Origin of the sequence: Pseudomonas sp. MYb13 (assembly GCF_002980075.1) — a bacterium.
In the GTDB taxonomy this organism is placed as follows: Bacteria; Pseudomonadota; Gammaproteobacteria; order Pseudomonadales; family Pseudomonadaceae; genus Aquipseudomonas; species Aquipseudomonas lurida.
The window spans coordinates 187,954-213,491 of sequence record NZ_PCQI01000002.1 but is presented as its reverse complement, the minus strand read 5'-3'; the positions used below and the strand labels follow the sequence as shown (position 1 = coordinate 213,491).

General features: G+C 60.0%; 30 protein-coding genes. 25 read left to right on the top strand and 5 right to left on the bottom strand.

Annotation, left to right across the window (positions count from 1 at the left end; translation table 11 throughout):
* Window positions 1-94: 94 nt before the first annotated feature.
* On the bottom strand, window positions 95-2,146 hold the full coding sequence (gene metG / locus CQ002_RS04500) for a methionine--tRNA ligase (RefSeq protein ID WP_105161724.1): 2,052 nt from the start codon (window positions 2,144-2,146) through the stop codon (window positions 95-97).
* A 172-nt stretch (window positions 2,147-2,318) separates the two neighbouring features.
* Between metG and apbC the strand changes: the two genes are divergently transcribed.
* Entirely contained in the window at window positions 2,319-3,413 is a 1,095-nt protein-coding gene (apbC, locus tag CQ002_RS04495; protein WP_034102417.1) for an iron-sulfur cluster carrier protein ApbC, read from the top strand.
* 494 nt (window positions 3,414-3,907) lie between these two features.
* Here the strand turns inward: apbC and fdxA are convergent, their stop codons facing one another.
* Window positions 3,908-4,231, bottom strand: coding sequence for a ferredoxin FdxA (gene fdxA, locus CQ002_RS04490; RefSeq protein ID WP_003208688.1), 324 nt, complete (start codon window positions 4,229-4,231; stop codon window positions 3,908-3,910).
* Between the two features lie 143 nt (window positions 4,232-4,374).
* The gene (mutS, locus tag CQ002_RS04485) at window positions 4,375-6,966 is read right to left on the bottom strand and encodes a DNA mismatch repair protein MutS (protein ID WP_034102418.1); all 2,592 of its coding nucleotides are present in this window, start codon (window positions 6,964-6,966) and stop codon (window positions 4,375-4,377) included.
* Window positions 6,967-7,164: 198 nt separating this feature from the next.
* Here mutS and CQ002_RS04480 point away from each other — a divergent pair, with 198 nt between their 5' ends.
* The 23 genes from CQ002_RS04480 (at window position 7,165) to recX (ending at window position 22,524) form a co-directional block, all read left to right on the top strand.
* On the top strand, window positions 7,165-7,899 hold the full coding sequence (locus CQ002_RS04480) for an XRE family transcriptional regulator (RefSeq protein WP_080758221.1): 735 nt from the start codon (window positions 7,165-7,167) through the stop codon (window positions 7,897-7,899).
* 593 nt (window positions 7,900-8,492) lie between these two features.
* Window positions 8,493-8,837, top strand: a complete 345-nt coding sequence (locus CQ002_RS04475; RefSeq protein WP_034102420.1) for a phage holin family protein — start codon at window positions 8,493-8,495, stop codon at window positions 8,835-8,837.
* 21 nt (window positions 8,838-8,858) lie between these two features.
* Complete coding sequence (locus tag CQ002_RS04470) at window positions 8,859-9,374, top strand: hypothetical protein (RefSeq protein WP_034102421.1); 516 nt, start codon at window positions 8,859-8,861, stop codon at window positions 9,372-9,374.
* A gap of 3 nt (window positions 9,375-9,377) precedes the next feature.
* On the top strand, window positions 9,378-9,989 hold the full coding sequence (locus tag CQ002_RS04465; RefSeq protein ID WP_034102422.1) for a phage baseplate assembly protein V: 612 nt from the start codon (window positions 9,378-9,380) through the stop codon (window positions 9,987-9,989).
* 9 nt (window positions 9,990-9,998) lie between these two features.
* Window positions 9,999-10,331 (top strand): phage baseplate protein, encoded by a 333-nt coding sequence (locus CQ002_RS04460; protein WP_034102423.1) that lies wholly within the window; start codon window positions 9,999-10,001, stop codon window positions 10,329-10,331.
* The gene (locus tag CQ002_RS04455; protein ID WP_105161725.1) at window positions 10,328-11,323 is read left to right on the top strand and encodes a baseplate J/gp47 family protein; all 996 of its coding nucleotides are present in this window, start codon (window positions 10,328-10,330) and stop codon (window positions 11,321-11,323) included. Before CQ002_RS04460 ends, CQ002_RS04455 begins: the two co-directional genes overlap by 4 nt.
* Window positions 11,320-11,949 (top strand): phage tail protein I, encoded by a 630-nt coding sequence (locus CQ002_RS04450; protein ID WP_105161726.1) that lies wholly within the window; start codon window positions 11,320-11,322, stop codon window positions 11,947-11,949. The genes CQ002_RS04455 and CQ002_RS04450 overlap by 4 nt, the downstream gene beginning before the upstream one ends.
* Complete coding sequence (locus CQ002_RS04445) at window positions 11,950-13,380, top strand: phage tail protein (RefSeq protein WP_234010396.1); 1,431 nt, start codon at window positions 11,950-11,952, stop codon at window positions 13,378-13,380. It abuts the gene before it with no gap.
* A gap of 12 nt (window positions 13,381-13,392) precedes the next feature.
* Entirely contained in the window at window positions 13,393-13,818 is a 426-nt protein-coding gene (locus CQ002_RS04440) for a phage tail assembly chaperone (RefSeq protein WP_234010398.1), read from the top strand.
* Between the two features lie 91 nt (window positions 13,819-13,909).
* Window positions 13,910-14,083, top strand: coding sequence for a hypothetical protein (locus tag CQ002_RS28280; protein ID WP_164403681.1), 174 nt, complete (start codon window positions 13,910-13,912; stop codon window positions 14,081-14,083).
* A gap of 2 nt (window positions 14,084-14,085) precedes the next feature.
* Entirely contained in the window at window positions 14,086-15,252 is a 1,167-nt protein-coding gene (locus tag CQ002_RS04435; RefSeq protein ID WP_105161728.1) for a phage tail protein, read from the top strand.
* Entirely contained in the window at window positions 15,252-15,758 is a 507-nt protein-coding gene (locus CQ002_RS04430; protein ID WP_069022024.1) for a phage major tail tube protein, read from the top strand. Before CQ002_RS04435 ends, CQ002_RS04430 begins: the two co-directional genes overlap by 1 nt.
* Before the next feature lie 51 nt (window positions 15,759-15,809).
* Complete coding sequence (locus tag CQ002_RS04425; RefSeq protein WP_105161729.1) at window positions 15,810-16,382, top strand: phage tail assembly protein; 573 nt, start codon at window positions 15,810-15,812, stop codon at window positions 16,380-16,382.
* Window positions 16,379-16,504 carry a hypothetical protein gene (locus CQ002_RS28435; protein WP_010212704.1) on the top strand — a complete coding sequence of 42 codons (126 nt, stop codon included), beginning with the start codon at window positions 16,379-16,381 and terminating at the stop codon, window positions 16,502-16,504. Before CQ002_RS04425 ends, CQ002_RS28435 begins: the two co-directional genes overlap by 4 nt.
* A gap of 6 nt (window positions 16,505-16,510) precedes the next feature.
* Window positions 16,511-17,647 (top strand): glycine zipper domain-containing protein, encoded by a 1,137-nt coding sequence (locus tag CQ002_RS04420; RefSeq protein WP_105161730.1) that lies wholly within the window; start codon window positions 16,511-16,513, stop codon window positions 17,645-17,647.
* Complete coding sequence (locus CQ002_RS04415; RefSeq protein ID WP_069022032.1) at window positions 17,647-18,030, top strand: phage tail protein; 384 nt, start codon at window positions 17,647-17,649, stop codon at window positions 18,028-18,030. The genes CQ002_RS04420 and CQ002_RS04415 overlap by 1 nt, the downstream gene beginning before the upstream one ends.
* Window positions 18,023-18,235 (top strand): tail protein X, encoded by a 213-nt coding sequence (locus CQ002_RS04410; protein ID WP_069022034.1) that lies wholly within the window; start codon window positions 18,023-18,025, stop codon window positions 18,233-18,235. Before CQ002_RS04415 ends, CQ002_RS04410 begins: the two co-directional genes overlap by 8 nt.
* Window positions 18,236-18,244: 9 nt before the next feature.
* A complete protein-coding gene (locus CQ002_RS04405; RefSeq protein ID WP_105161731.1) occupies window positions 18,245-19,255 on the top strand; it encodes a contractile injection system protein, VgrG/Pvc8 family in 1,011 nt (336 codons plus the stop codon).
* 21 nt (window positions 19,256-19,276) lie between these two features.
* Window positions 19,277-19,834 carry a glycoside hydrolase family 19 protein gene (locus tag CQ002_RS04400; protein WP_105161732.1) on the top strand — a complete coding sequence of 186 codons (558 nt, stop codon included), beginning with the start codon at window positions 19,277-19,279 and terminating at the stop codon, window positions 19,832-19,834.
* Window positions 19,822-20,322 (top strand): lysis system i-spanin subunit Rz, encoded by a 501-nt coding sequence (locus CQ002_RS04395; protein ID WP_105163105.1) that lies wholly within the window; start codon window positions 19,822-19,824, stop codon window positions 20,320-20,322. The genes CQ002_RS04400 and CQ002_RS04395 overlap by 13 nt, the downstream gene beginning before the upstream one ends.
* An 82-nt stretch (window positions 20,323-20,404) precedes the next feature.
* A complete protein-coding gene (locus CQ002_RS04390; protein WP_034102437.1) occupies window positions 20,405-20,905 on the top strand; it encodes a CinA family protein in 501 nt (166 codons plus the stop codon).
* Between the two features lie 84 nt (window positions 20,906-20,989).
* Window positions 20,990-22,048: a recombinase RecA gene (gene recA, locus CQ002_RS04385; RefSeq protein ID WP_003189042.1), complete on the top strand. Its 1,059-nt coding sequence runs from the start codon at window positions 20,990-20,992 to the stop codon at window positions 22,046-22,048.
* 8 nt (window positions 22,049-22,056) lie between these two features.
* Window positions 22,057-22,524 (top strand): recombination regulator RecX, encoded by a 468-nt coding sequence (gene recX / locus CQ002_RS04380; protein WP_098465881.1) that lies wholly within the window; start codon window positions 22,057-22,059, stop codon window positions 22,522-22,524.
* A 63-nt stretch (window positions 22,525-22,587) separates the two neighbouring features.
* On the opposite strand, the gene CQ002_RS04375 is transcribed toward recX, so the two are convergent.
* Both CQ002_RS04375 and CQ002_RS04370 read right to left on the bottom strand, forming a co-directional pair.
* Window positions 22,588-23,700 (bottom strand): TIGR00730 family Rossman fold protein, encoded by a 1,113-nt coding sequence (locus CQ002_RS04375; RefSeq protein WP_034102439.1) that lies wholly within the window; start codon window positions 23,698-23,700, stop codon window positions 22,588-22,590.
* A gap of 381 nt (window positions 23,701-24,081) precedes the next feature.
* Window positions 24,082-24,522: a PA3611 family quorum-sensing-regulated virulence factor gene (locus tag CQ002_RS04370; RefSeq protein ID WP_034102440.1), complete on the bottom strand. Its 441-nt coding sequence runs from the start codon at window positions 24,520-24,522 to the stop codon at window positions 24,082-24,084.
* Window positions 24,523-24,701: 179 nt separating this feature from the next.
* Between CQ002_RS04370 and CQ002_RS04365 the strand changes: the two genes are divergently transcribed.
* Entirely contained in the window at window positions 24,702-25,421 is a 720-nt protein-coding gene (locus tag CQ002_RS04365; RefSeq protein WP_034102441.1) for a tRNA-uridine aminocarboxypropyltransferase, read from the top strand.
* The last annotated feature ends 117 nt before the right edge of the window (window positions 25,422-25,538 follow it).

Sequence of the window (25,538 nt, the reverse complement as noted above, 5' to 3'; positions counted from 1 at the left end):
TGGTGAGCCCGCCCGCGGTGGCGAGTGGGCTCGCCACGACAAGCCCGCTCACCGCAGCGGGCGGGCTTACCGCAAGCATAGACCTCGCAGGGGCTTACTTGATGCGTTGACCCGGCTTGGCGCCGCTGTCAGGGCTCAGCAGGTAGATCTCTTCGCCACCAGGGCCGGCCGCCATCACCATGCCTTCGGATATACCGAATTTCATTTTCCGTGGCTTGAGGTTGGCGATCATCATGGTCAGGCGGCCATCGAGCTTGGATGGGTCCGGATACGCGCTCTTGATCCCGGAGAACACGTTGCGTTGCTCGCCCCCGAGGTCCAGGGTCAGTCGCAGCAACTTGTCTGCGCCCTCAACGGCTTCGGCCTTGATGATCAGCGCGACACGCAGGTCCACGGCAGCAAAGGCGTCAAACTCGATTTCCGGGGAAATCGGGTCCTTGGCCAGCTCGCCGTTACCGGCCGGTGCCGATTCGCCGGTGTCGGTCTGGCTGGCGACCAGGTCTTCTTTCGAAGCGTCGGTCATGGCCTGGACTTTCACTGGATCGATTCGGGTCATCAGCGGCTTGAACTCGTTCAACTGATGGTTGCTGAGCAGGGTGGCGTGGTCGTTCCAGGTCAGTGGTGCCACGTTAAGGAACGCCTCGGCATCGGCGGCCAGCAGCGGCAGCACCGGCTTGAGGAAGATCACCAGTTGGCGGAACAGATTGATGCCCGTGGCGCAGATCGCCTGGACTTCCGCCTGTTTGCCTTCCTGCTTGTTCAGCGACCACGGTGCCTTGTCGGCGATCCAGGCGTTGGCGCGATCGGCCAGGCCCATGATCTCGCGCATGGCGCGGGCGAAGTCACGGGCTTCGTAGGCGTCGGCGATGCTTGGCGCGGCGGCCAGGAAGGCGTCGGTCAGTTCTGGCGCGGCGTTCTCGGCCACCAGCAGGCCGGCGTTACCTTTGTGGATAAACCCGGCGCAACGGCTGGCGATGTTGACGACTTTACCGACCAGGTCCGAGTTGACCTTCTGCACGAAGTCTTCCAGGTTCAGGTCCAGGTCATCGACGCCACGGCCCAGCTTGGAGGCGTAGTAGTAGCGCAGGTATTCCGGCGACAGGTGGTCTAGGTAGGTGCGCGCCTTGATGAAGGTGCCACGGGACTTGGACATCTTCTGGCCGTTGACCGTCAGGTAGCCGTGCACGGCGATGCCGGTTGGCTTGCGGTAGCCCGAACCTTCGAGCATCGCCGGCCAGAACAGGGCGTGGAAATTGACGATGTCCTTGCCGATGAAGTGGTACAGCTCGGCGGTGGAATCCTTGCCCCAGAACGTATCGAAGTCCAGCGCCGGCGTGCGGTCGCACAGGTTCTTGAAGCTGGCCATGTAACCGATCGGCGCATCCAGCCATACATAGAAGTACTTGCCTGGCTCGCCCGGGATCTCGAAGCCGAAGTACGGCGCATCGCGGGAGATGTCCCACTGCTGCAGGCCGCTGTCGAGCCATTCGGACAGTTTGTTGGCCACGGCGTCCTGCAGGGTGCCGCTGCGCGTCCAGGTTTGCAGCATCTGCTGGAAGTCCGGGAGCTTGAAGAAGAAGTGTTGGGAATCCTTGAGCACCGGGGTAGCGCCAGAGATCGCCGACTTCGGATCCTTCAGGTCAGTTGGCGCATAGGTCGCACCGCATTTCTCGCAGTTGTCGCCGTACTGGTCTTCGGTGCCGCATTTCGGGCAGGTGCCTTTGATGAAGCGGTCGGCCAGGAACATTTTCTTTTCCGGGTCGAAATACTGGGTGACCGAACGCTGGTCGATGTGCCCGGCATCCTTCAACCGCAGGTAGATCTGGCTCGACAGCTCGCGGTTTTCGTCGGAGTGCGTCGAGTGGAAATTGTCGAAATCCACCAGGAACTCGGCAAAGTCGGCGCTGTGTTCAGCCTGCACGTTGGCGATCAGTTGTTCCGGGGTGATGCCTTCCTTTTCGGCGCGCAACATGATGGCCGAACCGTGGGCGTCGTCCGCGCAGACATAAATGCATTGATTGCCGCGATGCTTCTGGAAGCGCACCCACATATCGGTCTGGATGTACTCAAGCATATGGCCAAGATGGATGGAACCATTGGCATAGGGCAGGGCGCTGGTGACGAGGATCTTGCGTGGCTCGGACATGGGGCTCGGCTACTTGATGAAACGGAGGTCGGCCACTATAAAGCGCCGGGAAATATATTTCACCCCGTGGCGCTGTTTCAGAATCCTGCGAACCTGCGAAAGCATGCCGCAACGCCGCTGGAACGGTTAGGATAGCCGCCTGTTTCAGTCAGTCTTTTTTCGGGAGTAGCCCATGAGCGCCGTCAATCGCGCAGCGGTGGAAGCCGTTCTTCGCCAGTACACCGACCCTTATTTGAACCAGGACCCGGTCAGTGCCGGCTGTGTGCGCGCCATCGAGGTCCAGGGCGACCAGGTCTCGGTCCAGATGCAGTTGGGCTATGCCGCCGGTTTGTTCAAGAGCGGCTGGGCCCAGATGCTGCAAATGGCCATCGAAGGCTTGGACGGCGTGGGTTCCGCCAAGGTCGACATTCAGTGCGTGATCGCGCCGCACAAGGCCCAGGCGCAGATCCCAGGCCTGGCCAACGTCAAGAACGTGGTCGCCGTGGCGTCTGGCAAGGGCGGCGTGGGTAAATCCACCACGGCGGCCAACCTGGCGCTGGCCCTGGCCCGCGAGGGCGCGCGCGTGGGTATTCTCGACGCGGATATCTACGGGCCGAGCCAAGGCGTGATGTTCGGCATCGCCGAAGGTACACGGCCGAAGGTCAAGGACCAGAAGTGGTTTGTGCCGATCGAATCCCTGGGCGTGGAAGTGATGTCCATGGCCTTTCTCACCGATGACAACACGCCGATGGTCTGGCGCGGGCCGATGGTGTCCGGTGCCTTGCTGCAACTGGTCACTCAGACCGCCTGGGGCGACCTGGACTACCTGGTGATCGACATGCCGCCAGGCACCGGTGATATCCAGCTGACTCTGGCGCAAAAGGTCCCGGTGGCCGGCTCGGTCATTGTCACCACGCCTCAGGACCTGGCGCTGCTCGATGCGAAGAAAGGCGTGGAGATGTTCCGCAAGGTCAACATCCCGGTGCTTGGCGTCGTGGAGAACATGGCGGTGCACATCTGTTCCAACTGCGGCCATGCCGAGCATTTGTTTGGCGAAGGGGGGGGCGAGAAGCTGGCGACCCAATACGGCGTCGAACTGCTGGCCTCGTTGCCGCTGTCGAGGGGGATTCGTGAGCAAGCCGATGGCGGCAAGCCCACGGTGGCGGCAGAGCCCGATGGCCAGATCGCCATGATCTATCAGGAACTGGCACGCCACGTAGGCGCGCGAATCGTGTTGCAGGAAGCGGCAAGCCCGGCGATGCCGACCATTTCCGTCAGCGACGACTGAGACGGTTGCGGGTAAAGGAGCCTCGACAGTGTCGGGGCTTTTTCTTGCCTGCTGATTGAGAAAGGGTGCCTGTTACGCTTTTACGCAATTGCTCGTGTAAGCATTCACTTACTTTCTCGTAAGTGTTTGGTTTTTTCTCCGTCCCATAGCGCCTAAAATTTCCTGGGTGATTTTCTATCTTATTGAAAAATAACACTTATTTATAGATTCTTTGGCGCTGAAAGCTGGCAGTTGCCGGGTTAGATCCTGTTGAACTTACTTTGGAACTCTCTAAGATCAGCCCTGTGTCCACGGATTGACACAGCCATCAAGGAACGATGGTTAGAAGGAACGTCGCAGGATGCGATTCATCAGGATGATGAAAAGGAATACAGGGACTAGGGAAAAAATGTGGGCGGGTCATACCGCCCCTTTTTTTTGCCTGTAGAAAAGTGAAACCCTTCATTCAGAAACGCAAAAAGGCCCGCGAGGGGCCTTTTAGGGGGGCGACGCTATCAGCGTTCGAGGTCTGCAATCTTACCTTTCTTGCCATCCCACTCCGCTGCATCCGGCATCGGGTCTTTGCGCTCAGTGATATTCGGCCAGATTTCCGCCAGCTCGACGTTCAACTGAATAAATTCCTGCATCTCTGCCGGGACTTCGTCCTCGGAGAAAATAGCAACGGCCGGGCATTCAGGTTCACACAGGGCGCAATCGATGCACTCATCCGGGTGGATAACCAGGAAGTTCGGGCCTTCGTAGAAGCAGTCCACCGGACAGACTTCTACGCAGTCGGTGTACTTGCACTTGATGCAGTTGTCGGTGACGACGAAGGTCATTTCTAATTTTCTCCTCAGGCGGCGGCAGCGAAACCCTTTGTGGCAGGGCTCGCGAGGTTTGGGAGCGATAGTCTGCAGGCCAGGCTAAAAAGCCCGCAGCATCCCAAACCGCGCGAGAGTCTACCAGCTTGCAAGCGTCTGCGTTATATCCGAGTCTTAAGTGCATATAACATTTCGAGCGCTTTTCGAGGCGTCAGGTCGTCCAGGTCAAGTTTAGCCAACTCGTCCAGCACTGGGTGGGGCAGGCTGGCGAACAGGTCACTCTGATGTGGGGCACTGGCTTTGCTGCTGGTTTTCTTCGGGCTGGCCACCACGGTTTCGTGAGGCAAGGCCGTGGTTTCCAGGCGGCTGAGGTGTTCGCGGGCGCGCGTGATCACATCGTTCGGCACACCGGCCAACTGGGCTACGGCCAAGCCGTAACTCTGGCTGGCCGGCCCTGGCAGCACGTGGTGCAGGAACACGATGCGCTCGTTGTGCTCGGTGGCGTTCAGGTGCACGTTGGCGACCAGCGGCTCGCTTTCCGGCAGCACGGTGAGCTCGAAGTAGTGCGTGGCAAACAGCGTATAGGCGCGCAAATGCGCCAGTCGCTCCGCCGCCGCCCACGCCAGCGACAGGCCGTCGAAGGTGCTGGTGCCGCGGCCCACTTCGTCCATCAGCACCAGGCTGCGTTCAGTGGCGTTGTGCAGAATGTTGGCGGTCTCGCTCATTTCCACCATAAAGGTCGAACGGCCACCGGCCAGGTCATCGCTGGAACCGATCCGGGTGAAAATGCGGTCCACCAGTGACAGCTCGCAACTGGCTGCCGGCACAAAGCTGCCGATATGCGCCAGCAAAACGATCAACGCGGTCTGGCGCATGTAGGTGGATTTACCGCCCATGTTCGGACCGGTGATGACCAGCATGCGGGTATCGTCGTCCAGCGACAGGTCGTTGGCGACGAACGGCGTGGTCAACACCTGCTCTACCACCGGGTGGCGACCTTGCACGATGCGCATGCACGGCTCGCTGACAAAGCGCGGGCAGTTCAGGTCAAGGTTCAGTGCGCGTTCGGCCAGGTTGCTCAGCACATCCAGTTCGGCCAGGGCGGCGGCGGTGTCCTGCAGCGGCGCCAACTGGCTGATCAGGTCTTCAAGCAGGTTTTCATAGAGCATCTTTTCCCGAGCCAGGGCGCGGCTCTTGGCCGACAGTGCCTTGTCTTCGAACGCTTTGAGTTCCGGGGTGATAAAGCGCTCGGCACCTTTGAGGGTTTGACGACGCTGATAATCGATCGGCGCCGACTCCGCCTGTTTGCTCGGCAACTCAATGAAGTAGCCATGCACGCGGTTGTAACCGACCTTCAAGTTGGCCAGTCCGGTTCGGGCTTTTTCGCGGGCTTCCAGATCGATCAGGAACTGCCCGGCGTTTTCGCTCAGGGATTGCAGTTCATCCAGCTCACTGTCGTAACCGGTCTTGAGTACGCCCCCATCACGAATGATTGCGGGTGGGTTGTCGATGATGGCTTTTTCCAGCAGTGCCGCCAGTTCCGGGTAGGTGCCAGCCGTGACCGCAAGTTGCTGCAGGTGCGGGGTATCCAACTCGGTCATCGCCGCTTGCAACTGCGGCAGGGCGCCAAGGGCATCGCGCAGGCGCGCCAGGTCACGAGGCCGTGCGTTACGCAGGCCGATCCGCGCCAGGATGCGCTCGATATCGCCGATTTCCTTCAGCTGTGGCTGAAGCTTTTCAAAGCGGTAGCCGTCCAGCAGACAGGTAATAGAAGACTGGCGCGCTTGCAGCACCGCCAGGTCACGCAGCGGACGGTTCAGCCATCGGGTCAGCAAGCGACTGCCCATGGCGGTCTGGCAACGGTCCACCACCGATTGCAGGGTGTTGTCGCGACCACCGGCCAGGTTGGTATCCAGCTCGAGGTTGCGACGGCTGGCGCCATCGAGCACCACGGTATCGTCCAGACGCTCATGACGCAGGCTGCGCAAGTGCGGCAGGGCAGTGCGCTGGGTTTCCTTGGCGTAGCCCAGCAGGCAGCCGGCGGCGCCGATGGCCAGGGTCAGGGTTTCGCAACCGAAGCCTTTAAGGTCCTGCACGGAGAACTGTTGGCAAAGACTTTTCAGCGCCGAGTCACGCTCGAAATCCCACGGCGCACGGCGCTTAGCCCCACGGCGTTTTTCCGCTGGCAGATCTTTCGGCCAATCATCCGGAATCAGCAACTCCACCGGATTGATGCGCTCCAGCTCCGCCAGCAGATTCTCCCAGCCCTTGATCTCCAGCACAGTGAAGTTGCCACTGGTGATATCGAGTACCGAAAGCCCGAACAGACGCTCATCGCCCAGCACGGCGGCGATCAGGTTGTCGCGACGCTCATCCAGCAGCGCCTCGTCACTCACCGTCCCCGGGGTAATAATGCGCACTACCTGACGTTCCACCGGCCCTTTGCTCGTGGCCGGATCGCCGATCTGCTCGCAGATCACCACCGACTCGCCCAGCTTCACCAGCTTGACCAGGTAACCTTCCAGCGAGTGGTAAGGAATCCCACACATAGGAATCGACTGTCCTGCCGACTGCCCGCGTGCGGTCAGGGTGATGTCCAGCAACTTGGCGGCCTTCTTCGCGTCTTCGTAGAAGATCTCGTAGAAGTCGCCCATGCGATAGAACATCAACTGATCAGGGTGCTGGTTTTTCAGGCGCCAGTACTGCTGCATCATCGGCGTATGGGAGGACAGATCGGACGTATTTTTACTCATTGGGTAGTAGGCAAATTCGTTGAAAGTGATGGGGCAAAGGGGGCGCTTGGCCCAGCATTTTTTGCGATGGCGGCAAGGTTAACACGCGAGGTCGGGGGTTCGCAGGTTGCGAACGGGGAGGTAGGCAGGCATGGCAAATGCATTAAATATGCAAATTAGCATTTGCCAACCCCAAAAACTCCCGTCACTATCCGCGTTATGCAAAAACGCAACGTTTCTATCGTCTTAAGAGAATTGCTGGACCGCGACCGGATCTCCCCCACGGAGCTTCACCGGCGTACCGGCGTGCCTCAATCCACACTGTCCCGGATCCTCAGCGGCAAGATCGTCGATCCGTCGGACAAGCACATCTCGCGCATCGCCGAGTACTTCCGCGTCAGCACCGACCATTTGCGCGGGCGCGCGGCAGTAGGGGCTTTGCGCGATGACGGGCGCGACCCGATGCATTCGGAACTCAAGGACATAAGCCTGTGGGACGACGACACCCCCGTGAATGACGACGAGGTGTCGATCCCTTTTCTGCGCGAGGTTGAATTGGCTGCTGGATCAGGAAGATTCGTCATCGAGGAAAGCGAGAAGGCCAGCCTGCGGTTCGGCAAGCGCAGCCTGCGGCATAACGGGGTGCAGTTTGACCAGGCCAAATGCGTGACGGTGCGCGGCAACAGTATGTTGCCGGTGCTGCGCGATGGCGCGACGGTCGGTGTGAATGCGGGTAAAAGCGCCATTGGTGATATCGTCGATGGCGACTTGTACGCCATCAATCACAATGGCCAGTTGCGCGTCAAACAGCTCTACCGCCTGCCTTCCGGGATTCGTCTTCGCAGCTTCAACCGCGATGAGCACCCGGATGAGGACTACAGCTTCCAGGATATCCAGGATGAACAGATCAGCATCCTCGGTCATGTGTTCTGGTGGGGCATGTACGCTCGTTAACCTTCTTCAGTAAGACAAAGCCCGCCAACGTGCGGGCTTTTTTTCGCCTATCGAAAATCATCAAACCCACAGCCCACAAGGCCGAAAATGCATGCATGCATTTCAATCGGCAAAATAAATGCATTTGTGCATTGACTGTATATGCATACATGCATATTCTTCATCTCAAGCCAGCCAACAAGGCCTGGTGGAGGCGGCAAGGATGCTGCCAAGGAAGACAAGGAAGGCACGCAACATCGGCAAGGACGCCATCAGAGCGATGGCAGGGAGGCCAGGCAACACCGGCAAGGATGCCGACGCTCTTTAGTTATATCGCTTCAAGAACAGGCAGCGATGAACCGGCCTTAACGGTTCAGAGGGTTGGCAACTGACCCGGGTGCGCAGCGTAAAGCACCAGAAGCAGTTATCCGGCAGACAGGGATCGTGGTCGGAAAAACATTGAGGAAAGGTCCGTACCGCGCCAGTAGCGCCGAAAGACCGAGGACATCATTACTGAAAAGCCCGGGCAACCGGGCTTTTTGGAATGCCGACCTATAAATGGATTTACCCAAGAGCCGGCCTTTTGCCGGTAGTGCTCAGCCAGGAGGCGTGACATGACAAACGAGCAGCAAGCGTTAGCGGAAATGCCTGTCTGGCTGGTGATCGTACTGGCCCTGATCGGCGGGGTGTCCGGCGAAATGTGGCGCGCCGACAAGGAGGGCGCTCGTGGTTGGTCCCTGGTACGGCGCCTGGCGCTGCGGTCCGGGGCATGCATGGTCTGCGGCGTGTCGGCATTGATGCTGTGCTACGCCGCCGGCATGTCGATCTGGACCGCCGGCGCCATCGGTTGCCTGACCGCCATGGCCGGCGCGGACGTGGCCATCGGCCTATATGAACGCTGGGCGGCCAAGCGCATCGGGGTCAACGAGGCCCCGACCTCTCGCCCGGATCAGCAGTAACCGCTGCAAGGATGCAAGCAGATGACATTTCTCGAAAAACCTTCCCAGTTGCCCATGGCGATCGGGGACGCACTCAAGCGCGCGTTCCCCCACCTGCGCGTAGGCAATCACCTGGACTTTCCCGACACGGGCGATAAAACCGGGATCTTGATCAGCGTGGAGCGCAACGGTCCAGGTGTTCGCTCCCTCGCAGGGCGCAAGGCGCATGCCTTGTCGGTTTCACTCAAGGCCATGGTCGCGAGCGGCGCAGCACCCTTTGATGCGTGCGACCTGGCCAGCCAACTGATGGACCTGGCCCTGGACAATCGCTGGGGGCTGCCACCGGACCAGTGCGACCTGCCCACCGCGATTGTCGCGGCGCCTTCGGTGCTGACCGGGGCGCAAACGGACTACGACACCTGGACCGTGTCCTTCAGCCAAAACCTCTACCTCGGCCCATCGCTGCTCGAAGATCCCACCGGCAAACCGCTGTTTGCCCGCACCTGGGAAGTGTCGAACATCGACGACCCCGACCAATATCGCCCATTGCAGGAGTAGTCCATGTTCGATGCACTGCTACGCATGCAATTGGGACCGATCGTCGAGCGCCTGGCGGAAATGGAAGCCCAGCTCGAAGACTTGTACCGACGCGCAGAAAGCTTCTGTCGGATTGGCGTGTGCCAGGAGGTCGATGCCGCCAGCAATACCTGCAAGGTCAGCCACGGTGAGTTGCTCAGCCCGGCGATCAAGTTTTTCAACCCCAGCGCTGGGGCGCAAACCGAAACTCGCATTCCTTCAGTGGGCGAGCAGTGCCTGCTGCTCAACTACGGCGGCGGGGAAGGGGGCACGCAGTCTGTGGCGTTGTTCGGCCTCAACAGTAGTCTCTTTCCGCCTGTTTCCGGTGTTGCGTCGCTGACGAGGCGTCGTCATCAGGACGGCACCCAGAGCGACTACGACGACACCACCCATACGTTCAACTGGGTTAACGGCCCAACCACGTTCAGCGGCTCCCGCGAGCAAGTCGAGGTCAACGTCGGTGCCGCCAGCCTCACTATGAATGCCCAGCGCATCACCCTGCAACTCGGCCCCACCGGCTTGTTGCTGGATGCTGCCGGCGTGCATTTGAGCGGCCCGCTGGTGGATCACCAGGGCCGCGTGATCAGTCGCGCATAAGGATTTGCCATGATCGGAATCGAGAGGAATACTGGGGCAGCCGTCGATGACTGGCTGCAATTCGTACAGCGTGCTACCCGAGCGCTGACCACCCCTGTAGGTACCCGCCAGAAGCGCCCGCTGTACGGCTCGTTGATCCCGCAACTGCTCGGCCAGAACCTTGGCGACGATCTGCTGATCCTCGCCCAGAGCCACGCCGCCCAAGCGTTCTACAACGCCCAGAACGGCATCGCCGACTTTCAACCCCAGGTCATCGTTGCCACCCGTCAGGGCGCGGGTTTGTTGCTGCGTTTTGCCGGCACCTGGAAAAACCGCCAACAATCTTTCGAGGTCGTGACATGAGCATGTTGATCCCTGGCCAGAACCAACTGGCGGAACCGGTCATCATTGCAGTGGACGAGTTCGAACCGCTGTTGGCCGAGTTCAAGGCCTTCGTCGTTGACTATGTCGCCACCCGGGCACCGCAAAGCGCGGCCAAACTCAAGGTCAGCCTCGACAACGAAAGCGAACTGCTGACCCTGGCCCTGGAAGCGTTTTGCGTGCGCCTGCAAACCCACGAGCGCAAGTACAACGCCCGCATCAAACAGATGCTGGCGTGGTGGGCCACCGGCAGTAACCTGGATGCACGCCTGGCCGACATGGGCCTGGAACGCCAGGTGCTCGACCCCGGCGACCCGGCCGCTTTCCCGCCGGTGCCGCCGATTCTGGAAAGCGACGACGACGCCCGCCTGCGTTACTACCTGGCCCCACACGCACCGGCTGCAGGCTCGCGCATGCACTATCGTCGCGAAGTGTTCACCCTCGGCGAGCGGCCGTCGGTCAAGGTGCAAAGCGCCACGCCGGGTGTGGTGACGGTGAGCTACACCTTTGACCCGGACGGCTACGCGGCCCGGGTCAAGGACGGTAATGGTCGACGCACGGCCCCCGGCGAGGTGATGGTCACTGTGCTCTCAAGGGACGGTGATGGCACGGCGTCTGCCGATTTACTTGACGGTGTAAGGCGACATTTCGCACGGCCAGATGTAAAGCCGGAGACTGATTTGGTCACTGTCCAAGGGGCGCAGATTCAGCATTACAAAATGCGCGTGGTGGCCAAGATCAACGCCGGCCCGGATTCAGGGTTGACCCAAGTCGCGGCGCAAAAACTGCTGCAAACCTACGCCGACTCCTGCCACCGCCTTGAGGGCCGGGTCGACCCCAGCTGGATCGACTACGCCATCCACAGCGCCGGCGCCGCGCAACTGCAAATCCTCGAACCGCTGGCGCCGATTGTCAGCACGGCGTTCCAGGCCCCGTATTGCACCGGTGTGGAAGTGGAGGTTCGCACGCTATGAGTGAACCCAAAGCGAGCCTGTTGCCTGCCAACAGCTCACCGTTGGAGAAGGCGCTGGACCTGGGCTTCGGCCACTTGCTGGAACGGGTTAAGCCACCATTCCCACAGTTGATGGACCCGGATCACACGCCGGTGGCGTCCTTGCCCTACCTGGCGGCGGACCGCGCGGTGAACGAATGGAGCGCCACGGCGCCCGAGGCCGAGAAACGCCTGACGGTCAAACTCGCCTGGCCCACCGCCCGCCAGGCTGGCACCCGCCAAGCCCTGGAAAACGCCGCCAAGGGCCTGCAACTCAGCCCCGAAGTGCGCGCCTGGTACGAGCAACAACCACCCGGCGTGCCCTACAGCTTTGCCGTACGGGCCTGGACCGAGTTGCCCTACAGCGAATCGATCGATGCCCGACTCGACCGCCGCCTGGCCGACGCCAAAAGCGAGCGCGACATTCTGTCGATCTCCGTAGGCCTGAGCGCTTCGGGCCGCCACAGCATTGGCGCGGCCACCCTGTGCGGCGAACTCACCACGATCTACCCCAACGTGCTGGCAGGCGTCGAGGCCTCCGGGTGCGCCTTTTTGGCAGCCGGCCTCTACACCGTCGAAACCACCACCCTTTATCCACAGGAGCACTAAATGGCTGACTATTACACCCTGCTCACCGACGCGGGGATCGCCTACGAAACCGCCTGCAAGGCGGCCGGCATACCGATCAAACTGGCGCAAATCTCCGTCGGCGACGGTAACGGCGCCGTCTATAACCCTGATGCCAGCGCAAAAGCGCTGAAACGCGAAGTCTGGCGCGGGCCGTTGAACGCCTTGTTTCAAGATGAGAAAAACGCCAACTGGTTGATGGCCGAAGTCACCATCCCTTCGGATGTGGGCGGCTGGTACGTACGAGAGGCCGGGCTGTGGACGGACACCGGGATACTGTATGCCATCGTCAAGTATCCGGAGTCGTATAAGCCGGTGTTAGCGACGTCGGGGTCCGGGAAAGAGTTCTATATTCGCTCGATTTTCGAGACGAGCAATGCCTCGATTGTGACGTTGTTGATTGATGACACGGTGGTGAAGGCGACTCGGGCTTGGGTGATGGATTATCTGTCGAAGGGGACGTATTCCAAGGCTGAGATTGAGGCGATAGTTGCCAAGGCTTCGGCGTTGCCGGTGGGGTCGATATTTGCGTTTCCAATCGACAAAGTCCCGGTGGGTTTTTTGGAAGTTGACGGTAGCGTCAAGAGTATTGCTGCGTATCCCGATTTGGCGAGTTTTCTTGGTTCAGTTTTCAATAAGGGTGATGAAGGGGTAGGGAACTTTCGACTGCCGGAATCGCGTGGTGAGTTTTTGCGTGGTTGGGACCATGGGCGTGGAATTGATGCGGGGCGCTTAGTGGGTAGCTACCAGAGCGATCAGTTCAAAAGCCATTCGCACGACTACGACACTATGCAAGGCGGCGGGACGCCCAACAGCGTGTCTGACACAATCGCCGCTCAAAGTGACGTAACTTCGCAAACAGGCCGTATTACGGGGGTGGCAGGTGGGGCAGAAACACGCCCGCGAAACCTGGCAGTGATGTGGTGCATAAAAGCCTGGAACGCCCCGATCAACCGAGGAAATATCGACATCGCCGCGTTGGCCTCTCTTGCCGCTCAGGCAACGGAGACTAATCCGGGTACAGCTAAGATTGCCACCGATGCGCACATGCTCGATAGCCTGAATGACGCGGTTATTGTCACGCCCAAAAAGCTACGTTTCGGTTTTTCGATCAGTTTGGCCGCTAACGGCTATATCGCTTTTCCAACCTGGTTGGGGGGCTTGATCATTCAATGGGGGCTAGCAGCTGCCACGGTGCTCGACGGTCGAGTGACCGTGCCTTTTCCACTTGCGTTTCCTACAGCCTGTCGCTCTTTAGTTGCTGTTCCGATCAACCCTGACGTCGACGGGAACATTGATTCCGGCCCACAAATTGTCAGTGTTTCATCGCCCAGCTTTAACGCTTACATCCAGAACTATGTAGGTGGAGTCGGGGTTCCGAAAGGGTTTTATTGGCATGCAATCGGACACTAAGGGGGATTTACTGTGCGTCTTTATAGCAAAGCAACCGGCAGCACTTATCTGAAAGGAATGCACGCGGATATTCCTGATGATGCGATTGAAATCAGCGAGGAATTGTATCGCTCCGTCATTGGAAATGCCTCACTTGGAAAAATCAGAAGTCATGATGAAAACGGTCTTCCTTACTTGGCCGATATACCACCCGTAGAGCCTGACCCATCTGCAATTGAACGTGAGTGGCGCGATGCAGAGCTGGCTTCGGTTATGTGGTTGCGCGAGCGTCATCGTGATCAACAGGAAATTGGCGCTGATGCAACCTTGGAAAGCGAGCAGTTCAAAGAACTGCTGGTTTACACCCAGGCCCTGCGCGATTGGCCGCAATCCCCCAATTTCCCGAACATCGAATATCGTCCGGTCACACCAACATGGATCGGAGACCACACCCAATAAACGCCCCGAGCTCATGGACGTTTTGTGTTCCGCTAAGCACTTCACCCTCTAACCGCTCCCGCGGTTTTTTTTCGCCTGGAGATTCTCTCTCATGCCCACCCGCCAAACCTACACCGTCCTCATCCCATTCCCCACCGGCGCTGGCCATTGGTCTGTCGCCGGCCAGGAGCTGGACCTCCTGGACGTCGAAGCATCCGCCCTGCGCACCGCTGGCCGCCTGGAGTTGACCAGCGTCCTTAACCCCACCCCCAAGAAGGCTGACTAACCATGGCTGAGGTTCTGAACTTCGAGCACAACGGCATCACCGTGAATGCCACTGAATCCCCCGAGGCCATGGGTGGCCTTGGCGACAACGTTATCGGCCTGGTCGGCACTGCGCCGAATGCCCATGCGTCGATCCCGAAAAACGCGCCGTTGCGCATTAACAGCTTCACCACCCAGGCGCTGCTGGACCCTACTGGTGCGGAGACTGGCACCCTGTTTCATGCCGTGTACCAGATCCTGAAAGTGGTCAAGGTGCCGGTCTACGTGGTGATCGTGGAGGAGGGCGCCACTCCGGCTGACACGATCAACAACGTGATCGGCGGCGATGAGCCGGTCACTGGCCGCAAGTTGGGCCTGGCCGCGCTGGCCAGCGTGCCGGAAGACCTGACCATCATTGGCGCTCCTGGCTTTACCGGCACCAAGGCCGTGGCCGGTGAGTTCGCCTCCTTCGGCAAGCGCATCAAGGCCCGTGTGGTACTGGATGGCAAAGACGCAACCGTCGCCGATCAAGTGACCTACAGCGGCGAACTGGGCGGTGCCGATCTCGGCTTCGACCGTTGCCTGCTGGTGCACAACATGCCGTCGGTGTACTCCAAGGCGGCGAAGAAAAACGTGTTCCTGGCGCCATCGTCCCTGGCCATCGCCGCCTTGGCCAAGGTCAAGCAATGGGAGAGCCCGGGTAATCAGGTGACGTTCGCCGAGGACGTTTCCCGCGTGGTCGAGTACAACATCCTCGACACCTCCACCGAAGGCGACCTGCTCAACCGCTACGGCGTGAGCTACTACGCCCGCACCATTCTCGGCGGCTTCTCGCTGCTGGGTAACCGCTCTATCACCGGCAAGTTCATCAGCTATGTCGGCCTTGAAGATGCGATCAGCCGCAAGCTGGTCAAGGCCGGCCAGAAAGCCATGGCCAAGAACCTCACCAAGTCCTTCATGGACCAGGAGGTCAAGCGCATCAACGACTGGCTGCAAACCCTGGTCGCCGACGAAACCATTCCCGGTGGCAGCGTGTACTTGCACCCGGAACTGAACAGTGTCGAGAAGTACAAGAACGGCACCTGGTACATCGTCATCGACTACGGCCGATACGCGCCGAACGAACACATGATTTATCAACTCAATGCCCGCGATGAAATCATCGAGCAGTTCCTGGAGGACGTTCTCTAATGTTTACCAACCGTGTAAGACAGGCCATTGCGGCCACCCTCCAAGGCCTGCCGTTGTCCGCGACCGTAGAGGAATTTACCCCGCCGAAGATTGAATTCGACATGGAGCCCATGTCCGGTGGGCGCTTTATCGCCGAAGAAATGGCCAAGAGCGGCAAGGTGCTCGGCGCCACGCTAGTGCTGCAAGGCGCCGGCCCGGAAATCATGCTGGCGCTGGGCGTGCGTCTGGGTGACGACATTCTGTTGAACGTGCGCGAAGCCGGCCAGGACCAGGACGGCAAGACCTACTTCACCTACCACACCGTCGGCGGCAAGCTCAAATCCCTGGCCGAGGCGAAGCTGAAGATGGGCGACAAGGCCACCACCACCCTGGAATTGTCCTGCCGCACCTACAACCGCCTGGAAAACGGTATTTCGGTGATCGACATCGACGTGCGCACCCAGAAGTTCGTGCTCAACGGCGTCGACATTCTGGGCGACGCCCGCCGTGCCGTGCTGATGCCTTAAGCCCACCGGGGCGGGCCTGCTCGCCCCATTACTTCATCAAGGAATTGCCCCATGGCCTGGATGCCACCGCTGCACCGCCTGCTGTCCCCGATCAGCGCCGATACCGGCGTGACGATCGAGCAGGTGCAACTCAAGCCGCTGTACTACGCCGCGCAAAAAGACGCGCTGGCCCGGGCCGGTGATGACGAGGACGACCAGTTCTTCGAGCTGGCGAAACTCGCCACCGGCCTGTCGGAAAAAGAACTCGATCAACTCAAACGCCCGGACTACGTGACCATCGCCCAATACGTACATGAGATGTCGACACGTCCTGCATCGTTCTTCCTGGGCGAACAGCAGGAAACCGCCCACGACCAGCCGGTGCAGTTGCTGTTGCCCCTCGACGCTGCCGGCCGCACCCTTACCGAACTGCCCCTGGAAATGCCTGCCCTGCGCGCCACCAAGGTGATGAAAAAACTCGCCACCAACAAACAGCGCGCCGAGTTCATCACGGCTCACTGCACCGGTCTGATGATTCCCGATCTCGCCGGCCTGACCGTGCCCGATTGGACCGAATTGCAGGAGCGCATCGACGATTTTTTAAATCAACCGGCGGCCTTCTTTCGCAACGCGACATCGAAGTGATCCTCGATGTGGTGCCGCTGGTTTATTCAGTAAACGAAGCGGAGATCCTCGACTGGGACGCCGCTAAAGCATTGCGCCGCTACGACATCGCGATCACTCGCCTTGGCGTTAAACAGGAGTAGAGCGGGATGCAAGAGACTAGATATGGGATACGGCTCGCCCAGGAGGACTTCCGCTGGATGCTCGGCGAAGCGGATCTCGGCAACGTATTGGCGCCGTTTTCCAAGAGCGCGGTGGCACCTGTAAGCCTGGAGGCTTCTTCGCAGCCGCAGCTGGCGTTGCGCTCTGCGCTGTACACGCTCAGCGTGGATATCAACGCGTTGACCCAGGAGCAAGTGCGGCTGCGCGAAACGTTGGAGACGCTCAACAGTACGTTGTTTATCAGCAGCGATTCTTTATCGCCTAAAAGTGCCAATACGCAAACAAGCGCGTTGAAAGAGGAGTCGACTGGCCCAGTGCCTGCTGCTGACAAATCCGCCGGGGATGAATTGTTGGATACGGCCAGGGACAAGATTGTTGAAAAACTGATTGATCTGGTTTTCGACGGGGCTGTAAAGCAGTTCAAAGGCCGCAAAAAAAACAGCAGGCCCAAGGCACCACTTTCTGGTCCTCCTCAAACACAAAGCCTTATTCCGGGCGGCTCGCAACAGGGTGTCCATGCAGGGGCGCCGTCGCAGGGCTTTCAATTCTTTGCCGGTGCCAGAAGCCCCGCGCCCGCCCCGCCAAGCGTTGCCAGCAGCGCGCTTAAAGATGCCCTCGCAAAACTCGAATCCGTTGGTATTCGGCGGCTCGCGCCATTGAGAACGGCAGAAGCTGCGGTGGACGTCATCCAGGGCGTAAGCAACGGCGATTCACATGCCGTCGCCGGGGGCCTGAGCACTGCAGGCGGTGCCTGGGCAGGTGCCTCCGCCGGAGCAGCCATCGGCACCCTGGTTCTCCCCGGCGTCGGCACCGCGGTCGGCGGCGTAATCGGTGGCCTGCTGGGCAGTGAGGCCGGCGCCTGGATGGGTGACAAACTGTTCGGCTTGCCTGACCGCCTGCCTGCACCCAATGCGGTCAGCAAGGAGCTCAACAGTGCGCGCGCAGACAGCGTGCAGGTCAGCATCGCCCCGAGCATCCAGATCACTGGCGTAAACCCGGCCGACGCCCAGTTGGTGGTCAATCAAGTGATCCAGGCGTTGCAATTCCAATGCATGCCGATGGTTACGGATTCCCTTGGACTGCGTCGTAACGCAGCACTGGCCGATCCTTCTGGAGGTGATTGATGCGACAGCAAATGGTACTGGGTGACTTTATTTTTGGCTTGTCCCGAGGGTTTGCGTATTCCTCGTTGGTGCGAACCAATGACGGCGGCTGGAGCGACCTGGCGATAATTGCCAGCAAGCCTCAGTCGCGGCAGAGCGGTCAGAAGCTGGAAAAACTCACCTTTGCCGGCACGGCCATGTACGGCGTCGGCATGCAGCGATTGGACGAATTGCGCGCGCTGCAAAATGTGCGAGTGCCGCTGCCCCTGGTCGATGGCATTGGCCGTAACTGGGGGTTGTGGAGGATCAATTCGGTGGTGGAAACCCAGAGTAAGGTCATCGATGACGGCACCGCGATGGTCATGGCCTGGACCCTTGAACTGGAGGAGTTCGTCAATGCGTAGAGTGCGAAGTATTGCTGGTGATTCGGTCAACCTGCTGCTCTACCGCGAATTGGGCCGTTGCGATGACGCGGCGGAAGAAACCCTCTGGCACTTGAATCCCGAGCTCGCCGAATACGGGCCGGTACTGCCGGCCGGCGTGTGGGTCGTCGTTCCGGAAATGCAATTGCGGCCGGGTGCGGTACGACCTGTTTTGGCCTGGGACTAAGGAGGCTGCATGGCACAGGGATTCACGCCAATAGTAGAGTTTTACGGCGCCAACGCGGCGCTGCTCAATCAACGCCTGATGCACTGGCGCCACACCGACGCTGCCGGTATTCAGGCCGACCGGCTGGAGCTGACCCTCAATATCGAAGGGCTGGAAGGCCTGCCCAGCCTGAGCGGCAAGATCGGTTTGCGCGTCGGTTATCTGGAATCGGGGTTGGTGGAAAAAGGCGAGTTCGTCATCAATCAACGAACCCCCGTGCTGTTTCCCATGCGCTTGACGATCGTGGCCACGGCAGCACCCTTCAGCAGGGTGGACGCGAGCGGCTATCGCCAGCGCCGATCCGCCAGTTACGGGCCTACGACGTTGGGGGCTGTGTTCCGCCAACTGGTCAGTCGCCACGGTTACTCACCGCGTATGGCGCCGGCGCTGGACGCTATTGCGATTGCGCATATCGACCAGTCCAATGAAAGCGACATGGCGTTCATTACCCGCCTTGCCAAGCGCTACAGTGCGGTCGCCAAGCCGTTCAACGAGTTGTACGTGCTGGCGGAGGCCGGGAAGACCACCTCGCTTTCCGGCAAGCTGCTGCCGGAAGTCACACTGACTGTCACCCAAGACAACCGCCCAGGTGACCAGGCGTTTATCACCGCCACGCTCGACGAAACAACCCGCTCGAAATACATGGGGAGCCGCGTTACCTGGTGGGATGCCGCCGCCTGTAAGCAGCGGGTGGTTGAGGTCGGGATTGCCCCGTTCAAAACCCTGCGCCAACGCTGCCAGAACGAAGCCGAAGCCCGCGCGGTTGCAGAAGGTGAACTGCGCCGTGTGGGGCGTGAAGGTCTGAAACTGGTGATCGATTGCCCGGGTAACCCGTTGCTGGCCGCCGAAGGGCTGGTGCGGCTGGATGAGAGCTGGCCGTCCTACATGCAGGGGCGATGGTCGATGACGCAGGTGGTGCATGTTGGCGACCCGGTAACGGGGTATCGCAGCACGATTACGGCGGGTGGGTTGTCGGTGTAGACACTTTCAAGAGTAAAGCCAATGGTCATATCGCTGCCCCAACTGCTTGAAGTGATGCCTGGAGCCCGCCATAGAGCGGGCATTTTTTTAACCGCCTTAAATGCGGCGCTCATTCGCAGTGACATCAATACTGCGAAACGCGCTGCGGCATTCATCGCCCAGATCGCCCACGAATCCGGCGAGCTGCGTTACCTGCGCGAACTCGGCAGCGATCAGTACCTCGGCAAGTACGACACCGGCACCTTGGCCGCACGCCTGGGCAACACCCCCGAAGCCGATGGTGATGGCCAGAAGTACCGGGGCAGGGGGCTTATCCAGATCACCGGGCGTCGCAACTACCTGGTTTGCAGCCGAGCACTGTTTGGCGACGAACGCCTGCTGTGCCAACCTGAACTGCTGGAGCAGCCGCAATGGGCGTGTGAGTCCGCGGCCTGGTTCTGGCAGAGCAACGGGTTGAATGAACTCGCTGACAAGGACCAGTTCACCACCATCACTCGGCGCATTAATGGAGGGCTCAATGGGCTGGAGGATCGGCTGCGGCTATGGGCGCGGGCGAAGGCGGTGTTATGCACGTCCTAGGGGCGTGCCGCCTGGTCGGCGTCTGCCTGCTGCTGGCACTGGTCTGGCAGGTGCAGGCTTGGCGTTATGGCGCGCAACTTGAGCGACAATCGGCTGAGCAGTCTCAGGCGATTTTTCAGCAAAGCCAGGCGAGCGTGCATCAACAACAGGCCGAACAGGCCAAACGGCAGGCCCTGGAGCAACAGCTCAATGCCAGTGATCAACAACATGCTCGGGAGTTGAGCGATGCGCAACGTAATCAAGCGGCTTTGCGTGACCGCCTGGCCACTGCTGATGTGCGGCTGTCAGTCCTTCTCGACGCTTCCGACGCCGCCAGTGGCTGTTCACTGCCAACCCCCGCCCCCGCCGGCAGCGTGGTTCATGCAGCCCCGCGAGCCCGACTTGACCCGGCGCATGCTCAGCGAATTATCGGCATCACCGACGACGGTGATAACGCCCTGATTGCCTTGCGCGCTTGCCAGGCCTACGTGCGCGCGGTCGCCCGCTAATCTCTTGTTCCAGTCTGTCGCTTGCATGCGCGATTTGCTCCTGTAGGGTAGGCAAACACCCCCCCCACTTCTGGAGACGACCGTGAAGGAAATCACTCAACTGGCTGCTGAACTGGGTCGCCGCCTGCAGGTGCTCAACGCCCATGTCACCACGGCCGAGTCCTGCACCGGTGGCGGTATCGCGGAAGCCATCACGCGGATCCCGGGAAGCTCGGCCTGGTTCGAGGCGGGTTACGTTACCTATTCCAACCGCCAGAAGACCCGGCAGTTGAATGTGCCGGAAGCGTTGTTTCCAAGAGTGGGTGCGGTCAGCCAGGAAGTGGTGGAGGCGATGGTCCGTGGCGCACAGGAAAAAAGCCTGGCGCGATTTGCCGTGGCGGTCAGTGGCGTGGCGGGGCCGGATGGGGGCTCGCCAGACAAACCGGTGGGCACCGTGTGGCTCGCCTTTGGCGTTGGCGAGGAGCTGACCGCCGAGCTGCAACACTTCCCTGGCAGCCGCGATGAGGTCCGCCGACAAACGGTAAAGGCCGCGTTAGAGGGGTTGTTGCGACGAGCTGCAGCAGAAATAGACAATCAGGGGTAGGCGATCTCCGATCTTTGTGGAACAATACTGTCTACTTATACAGGTGTTGGCCGACCAGGCCTTATTGATTACGTGAGGACTTTAATGGACGACAACAAGAAGAAAGCCTTGGCTGCGGCCCTGGGTCAGATCGAACGTCAATTCGGCAAGGGTGCCGTAATGCGTATGGGCGATCACGACCGTCAGGCGATCCCGGCTATTTCCACTGGCTCTCTGGGTCTGGACATCGCGCTCGGCATTGGCGGCCTGCCAAAAGGCCGTATCGTTGAAATCTACGGTCCTGAATCTTCCGGTAAAACCACCCTGACCCTGTCGGTGATTGCCCAGGCGCAGAAAATGGGCGCCACCTGTGCGTTCGTCGACGCCGAGCACGCACTGGACCCTGAATACGCCGGTAAGCTGGGCGTTAACGTCGATGACCTGCTGGTTTCCCAGCCGGACACCGGTGAGCAAGCCCTGGAAATCACCGACATGCTGGTGCGCTCCAACGCCATCGACGTGATCGTGGTCGACTCCGTGGCTGCCCTGGTACCCAAAGCTGAAATCGAAGGCGAAATGGGCGACATGCACGTGGGCCTGCAAGCCCGCCTGATGTCCCAGGCGTTGCGTAAAATCACCGGTAACATCAAGAACGCCAACTGCCTGGTGATCTTCATCAACCAGATCCGTATGAAGATCGGCGTGATGTTCGGCAGCCCGGAAACCACCACCGGTGGTAACGCGCTGAAGTTCTACGCTTCGGTCCGTCTGGATATCCGCCGTACTGGCGCGGTGAAGGAAGGTGACGAGGTTGTCGGTAGCGAAACCCGCGTTAAAGTCGTGAAGAACAAAGTGGCCCCGCCTTTCCGTCAGGCCGAGTTCCAGATTCTCTACGGCAAGGGTATCTACCTGAATGGCGAGATGATCGACCTGGGCGTTCTGCATGGTTTCGTCGAGAAGTCCGGCGCTTGGTATGCCTACAACGGCAGCAAGATCGGTCAGGGCAAAGCCAACTCGGCCAAGTTCCTGGCGGACAACCCGGACATCGCTGCCACGCTTGAGAAGCAGATCCGTGACAAGCTGCTCACCGCAGCGCCAGACGTGAAAGCTGCCGCCAACCGTGAGCCGGTTGAAGAAGTGGAAGAAGCTGACACTGATATCTGAACCAAACGATGACTGTTGTACTGGATACACTCGTCGCCGTTCGGCGCACTGCGATGGACCTGCTCGCTCGCCGCGAGCACGGTCGAGTCGAGCTGACGCGTAAACTGCGTCAGCGCGGCGCGGAGCCCGAGATGATCGAAACGGCCCTCGACCGTTTGACGGAAGAAGGGCTGCTTTCCGAATCCCGTTACCTCGAGAGTTTTGTCTCCTACCGAGCCCGCTCTGGCTACGGCCCGGCGCGTATTCGTGAAGAATTAAGCCAGCGCGGTCTGCAACGTGCGGATATCGACCTTGCCCTGCGTGAGTGCGGTATCAGTTGGCAGGCGCAGCTGGAGGAGACCTGGCGTCGCAAGTTTTCTGGCCATCTTCCGATTGATGCCAGGGAACGTGCGAAGCAGGGTCGATTCCTGAGTTATCGTGGTTTTTCGATGGAGATGATCAGTCGCTTGTTGAGCGGTCGGGGTATGGACGACTGAATTAGCTAAAAAACAAAAGACCCACTATGAAAATAGTGGGTCTTTTTTTTTGCCCGCAAAAAATTACGCCGGCTCCGGTGCCACCCGTTGCTGCGCCTTCCCCTGTGCCTGCGCCCAGTTCTCCGGCAGGTTGATGTAGTCGACCAACTCCCGCAGCCGGCCCTGGTCGCGACCATTGAAATTGAACACCAAGCGCGTCAAATGGCTGTACTTCGGCTCATCATGTTCCTCGCCGGTATACGCCAGTTGTTGGAACTCTCCACTCAGCCGCAAGCTGGCGAACTCACTTTGTAGATGGGCCAATGCCCGATCACTGAGCGGATGATGCATGCGCACTACAAATTCACGCTTCAACCAACGAGTGGAGTGGAAGTTGGCATAAAACTGGTTGATCTCTTCCACCGCCTCTTCTGCGCTGTACACCAGGCGTACCAGCTTGAGGTCGGTGGGCAGGATGTAGCGATTGGCCTCCAGCTGGCTGCGGATAAAGTCCAGGGCGCCTTGCCAGAACCCGCCGCCTGGTGCGTCCAGCAACACCACGGGTACCAGGGGGCTCTTACCGGTCTGGATCAGGGTAAGGACTTCCAGCGCTTCATCCAGTGTGCCGAAGCCGCCTGGGCACAGCACCAGTGCATCGGCTTCCTTGACGAAGAACAGCTTTCGGGTAAAGAAAAAGTGGAATGACAGCAGATTCTCAGTGCCATCGATGGTTGGGTTGGCATGCTGTTCAAACGGCAGGGTGATGTTAAACCCCAGGCTGTGTTCCAGGCCTGCGCCTTCGTGGGCGGCGGCCATGATGCCACCGCCGCCGCCGGTGATCACCATTAGGTCCGAGCGCGCCAGGGCTGCGCCGACTTCACGGGCCAGGGCGTACAGCGGGCTCTCTGCTGGCGTGCGGGCAGAGCCAAACACCGTGACCTTGCGGCGGCCCTTGAACTGTTCCAGTACGCGGAAAGCGTGGTCCAGTTCGCGGATGGCTTGCAGGGTTATCTTGGCGTTCCAGCGGTTGCGGTCGTCCTGGGCCATGCGCAGCACGGTGAGGATCATGTCGCGATACAGCGGGATATTCGGACTGTTGGGGGCGATCAGCTGGAGTTGAGCTTCGACCTGCTGCGTGAGGTCGGCGCCGTTATCTTCAAAATGCCGGAGCAGGCTGTCGTTCGGTTCGTAAGGCATTCAACGTCTCCTTCTTCACAGAGGCAGGGCCTGCGGCGAGAAATTCGTCCGGGGGCCGCGACACTGCATGTGTCGCTGCATGCCCAAGGCATTGCACATGTTCGCCGGGCGGCAAACGGCCTCTGTATGTTCCTTGTGATTTAAAAAACTTTTGCACTGCAAGTTGCAGGAGGGCAACCCTCTTTTGCCCTGAAAATGTTACGGAACGGCGTGAAAACCGTGGTGAACGGGCGATTGGGATAGCTTGATCATGGGCCGAAAAACCCTTGGCTGGCAACCGCTTATTGGTCACTCATCAAGGAGTTTAGCCGCTTACGCAGAGATGACGCTGGGGGGGGCGTGCGCGCCACTGGACAGCAGCGCGCGAGGGTCAGGCAACGATTACTTTTTCTTCTTCGCCGCAGCCGGTGCCGGGCAATCCGCTTCCACGAACTTCACCGAGGCCACAGGGCGGTTGGTCTTGTTCTCGGTGATTTCGTAGCGCATTACCGCGCCCTTGGCCATCAGTTCGCGGTAGCCTTTGTTCAGGCAAACGCTCTGGCCGAGCTGGAAATACACGGCCTTTGGGTTGGCGCGCATCTGCTCGGCGCGGTCGGGCAAGACGCTCAGGTGATCGATCAGTTGCATGCCTTCTACGGTGTAGGCCACTTCCAGGGTTTTTTCGTCGATTTCCCGGGGCAGGTCCTTGTTGCTCTCGGCCGCGACGCTTTGCAGCTTCCTGTTCATTTGGGCCTCCAGCAGCGAGGCCGCCTGGGCGCACACGGGCAATACCAGCGCGAGGGCGACGGATGGGGCGACAAAACGCAGCATGGAACGCAGCATGAAACTCTCCTGATTCGGTTACTGGTGCATAGACCAGCCACTGCGCCGTGCGTTCAGTGGCGCGCAATTATAGGTGAGCCTCTGCCACTACAGCCAGGCGTATCGCTGGTAAACTGCGGCCTCTTTAGCCTTCCAAGAGTTTTCACCGTGTCGATTGACCCGTCCCAACGGCGCCTGCGATGAGCCATGCCGTTTCCCGCCTGCGCACCCAGCGCCTGGCCCGCGCCGTCCGGCCGTTCCTCAACCGTGGCTCGCGCGCCGAACGTTGCCCAGGCTGCCGGGTGATCCCCGAGTACTGCCTGTGTGCGTGGCGACCGAGCGTCGCGGCGAAATCCGCCATGTGCCTGCTGATGCACGACGTCGAGCCCATGAAGCCCAGCAACACCGGCTGGCTGATCGCCGATGTCATCGCCGACACCACGGCGTTCGCCTGGTCGCGCACTGAGGTCGACCCCGGATTGCTCACCTTGCTGGCCGACCCGCAGTGGCAGCCCTATATCGTGTTCCCCGGCGAATTCGTCGCCCCTGAGCGCGTAGTCAGCGAAGTGACAGTGGAGGAGGGCAAGCGCCCGCTGTTCATCCTGTTGGATGGCACTTGGAGCGAGGCGCGCAAGATGTTCCGCAAAAGCCCCTACCTGGAGCAACTGCCGGTACTCAGCCTGGCGCCGGAACAGCTGTCACGCTACAAGCTGCGCCGCTCAAAGCGCGACGATCATTTCTGTACCGCCGAAGTCGCCGCGCTGTGCCTTGAGTTGGCAGATGATCTCGCCGCTTGCGAAGTACTGGATGCCTACCTGGACGTGTTCAGCACCCATTACCTGGCGGCCAAGTTCCAGTTACCCCTGGACCCGACGGACATCGTCCATACTCGTCTTGCGCCCTATATACCGGCGGTATAGCCAGACGACGTTTGCATGATGGCACCCTAAACTCGCACGCCGCTAAAATGCCCGTGGGCGTAGTGCTTGACCCCCCAGGCTACGCTGGGCATGCTGAGCGCCGATTGGGGTGCAACC

Coding starts and splice junctions, on each gene's coding strand:
- recX (WP_098465881.1), top strand. CDS start 22,057: ATGACTGTTGTACTGGATACACTCGTCGCCGTTCGGCGCACTGCGATG.
- CQ002_RS04435 (WP_105161728.1), top strand. CDS start 14,086: ATGGCTGAGGTTCTGAACTTCGAGCACAACGGCATCACCGTGAATGCC.
- fdxA (WP_003208688.1), bottom strand. CDS start 4,231: ATGACCTTCGTCGTCACCGACAACTGCATCAAGTGCAAGTACACCGAC.
- CQ002_RS04415 (WP_069022032.1), top strand. CDS start 17,647: ATGCGACAGCAAATGGTACTGGGTGACTTTATTTTTGGCTTGTCCCGA.
- CQ002_RS04420 (WP_105161730.1), top strand. CDS start 16,511: ATGCAAGAGACTAGATATGGGATACGGCTCGCCCAGGAGGACTTCCGC.
- CQ002_RS04430 (WP_069022024.1), top strand. CDS start 15,252: ATGTTTACCAACCGTGTAAGACAGGCCATTGCGGCCACCCTCCAAGGC.
- CQ002_RS04395 (WP_105163105.1), top strand. CDS start 19,822: ATGCACGTCCTAGGGGCGTGCCGCCTGGTCGGCGTCTGCCTGCTGCTG.
- CQ002_RS04480 (WP_080758221.1), top strand. CDS start 7,165: ATGCAAAAACGCAACGTTTCTATCGTCTTAAGAGAATTGCTGGACCGC.
- CQ002_RS04450 (WP_105161726.1), top strand. CDS start 11,320: ATGAGTGAACCCAAAGCGAGCCTGTTGCCTGCCAACAGCTCACCGTTG.
- CQ002_RS04465 (WP_034102422.1), top strand. CDS start 9,378: ATGTTCGATGCACTGCTACGCATGCAATTGGGACCGATCGTCGAGCGC.
- recA (WP_003189042.1), top strand. CDS start 20,990: ATGGACGACAACAAGAAGAAAGCCTTGGCTGCGGCCCTGGGTCAGATC.
- CQ002_RS04445 (WP_234010396.1), top strand. CDS start 11,950: ATGGCTGACTATTACACCCTGCTCACCGACGCGGGGATCGCCTACGAA.
- CQ002_RS04460 (WP_034102423.1), top strand. CDS start 9,999: ATGATCGGAATCGAGAGGAATACTGGGGCAGCCGTCGATGACTGGCTG.
- CQ002_RS04425 (WP_105161729.1), top strand. CDS start 15,810: ATGGCCTGGATGCCACCGCTGCACCGCCTGCTGTCCCCGATCAGCGCC.
- CQ002_RS28280 (WP_164403681.1), top strand. CDS start 13,910: ATGCCCACCCGCCAAACCTACACCGTCCTCATCCCATTCCCCACCGGC.
- CQ002_RS04470 (WP_034102421.1), top strand. CDS start 8,859: ATGACATTTCTCGAAAAACCTTCCCAGTTGCCCATGGCGATCGGGGAC.
- CQ002_RS04475 (WP_034102420.1), top strand. CDS start 8,493: ATGACAAACGAGCAGCAAGCGTTAGCGGAAATGCCTGTCTGGCTGGTG.
- CQ002_RS04370 (WP_034102440.1), bottom strand. CDS start 24,522: ATGCTGCGTTCCATGCTGCGTTTTGTCGCCCCATCCGTCGCCCTCGCG.
- CQ002_RS04375 (WP_034102439.1), bottom strand. CDS start 23,700: ATGCCTTACGAACCGAACGACAGCCTGCTCCGGCATTTTGAAGATAAC.
- mutS (WP_034102418.1), bottom strand. CDS start 6,966: ATGAGTAAAAATACGTCCGATCTGTCCTCCCATACGCCGATGATGCAG.
- apbC (WP_034102417.1), top strand. CDS start 2,319: ATGAGCGCCGTCAATCGCGCAGCGGTGGAAGCCGTTCTTCGCCAGTAC.
- metG (WP_105161724.1), bottom strand. CDS start 2,146: ATGTCCGAGCCACGCAAGATCCTCGTCACCAGCGCCCTGCCCTATGCC.
- CQ002_RS04405 (WP_105161731.1), top strand. CDS start 18,245: ATGGCACAGGGATTCACGCCAATAGTAGAGTTTTACGGCGCCAACGCG.
- CQ002_RS04455 (WP_105161725.1), top strand. CDS start 10,328: ATGAGCATGTTGATCCCTGGCCAGAACCAACTGGCGGAACCGGTCATC.
- CQ002_RS04365 (WP_034102441.1), top strand. CDS start 24,702: ATGAGCCATGCCGTTTCCCGCCTGCGCACCCAGCGCCTGGCCCGCGCC.
- CQ002_RS04400 (WP_105161732.1), top strand. CDS start 19,277: ATGGTCATATCGCTGCCCCAACTGCTTGAAGTGATGCCTGGAGCCCGC.
- CQ002_RS04410 (WP_069022034.1), top strand. CDS start 18,023: ATGCGTAGAGTGCGAAGTATTGCTGGTGATTCGGTCAACCTGCTGCTC.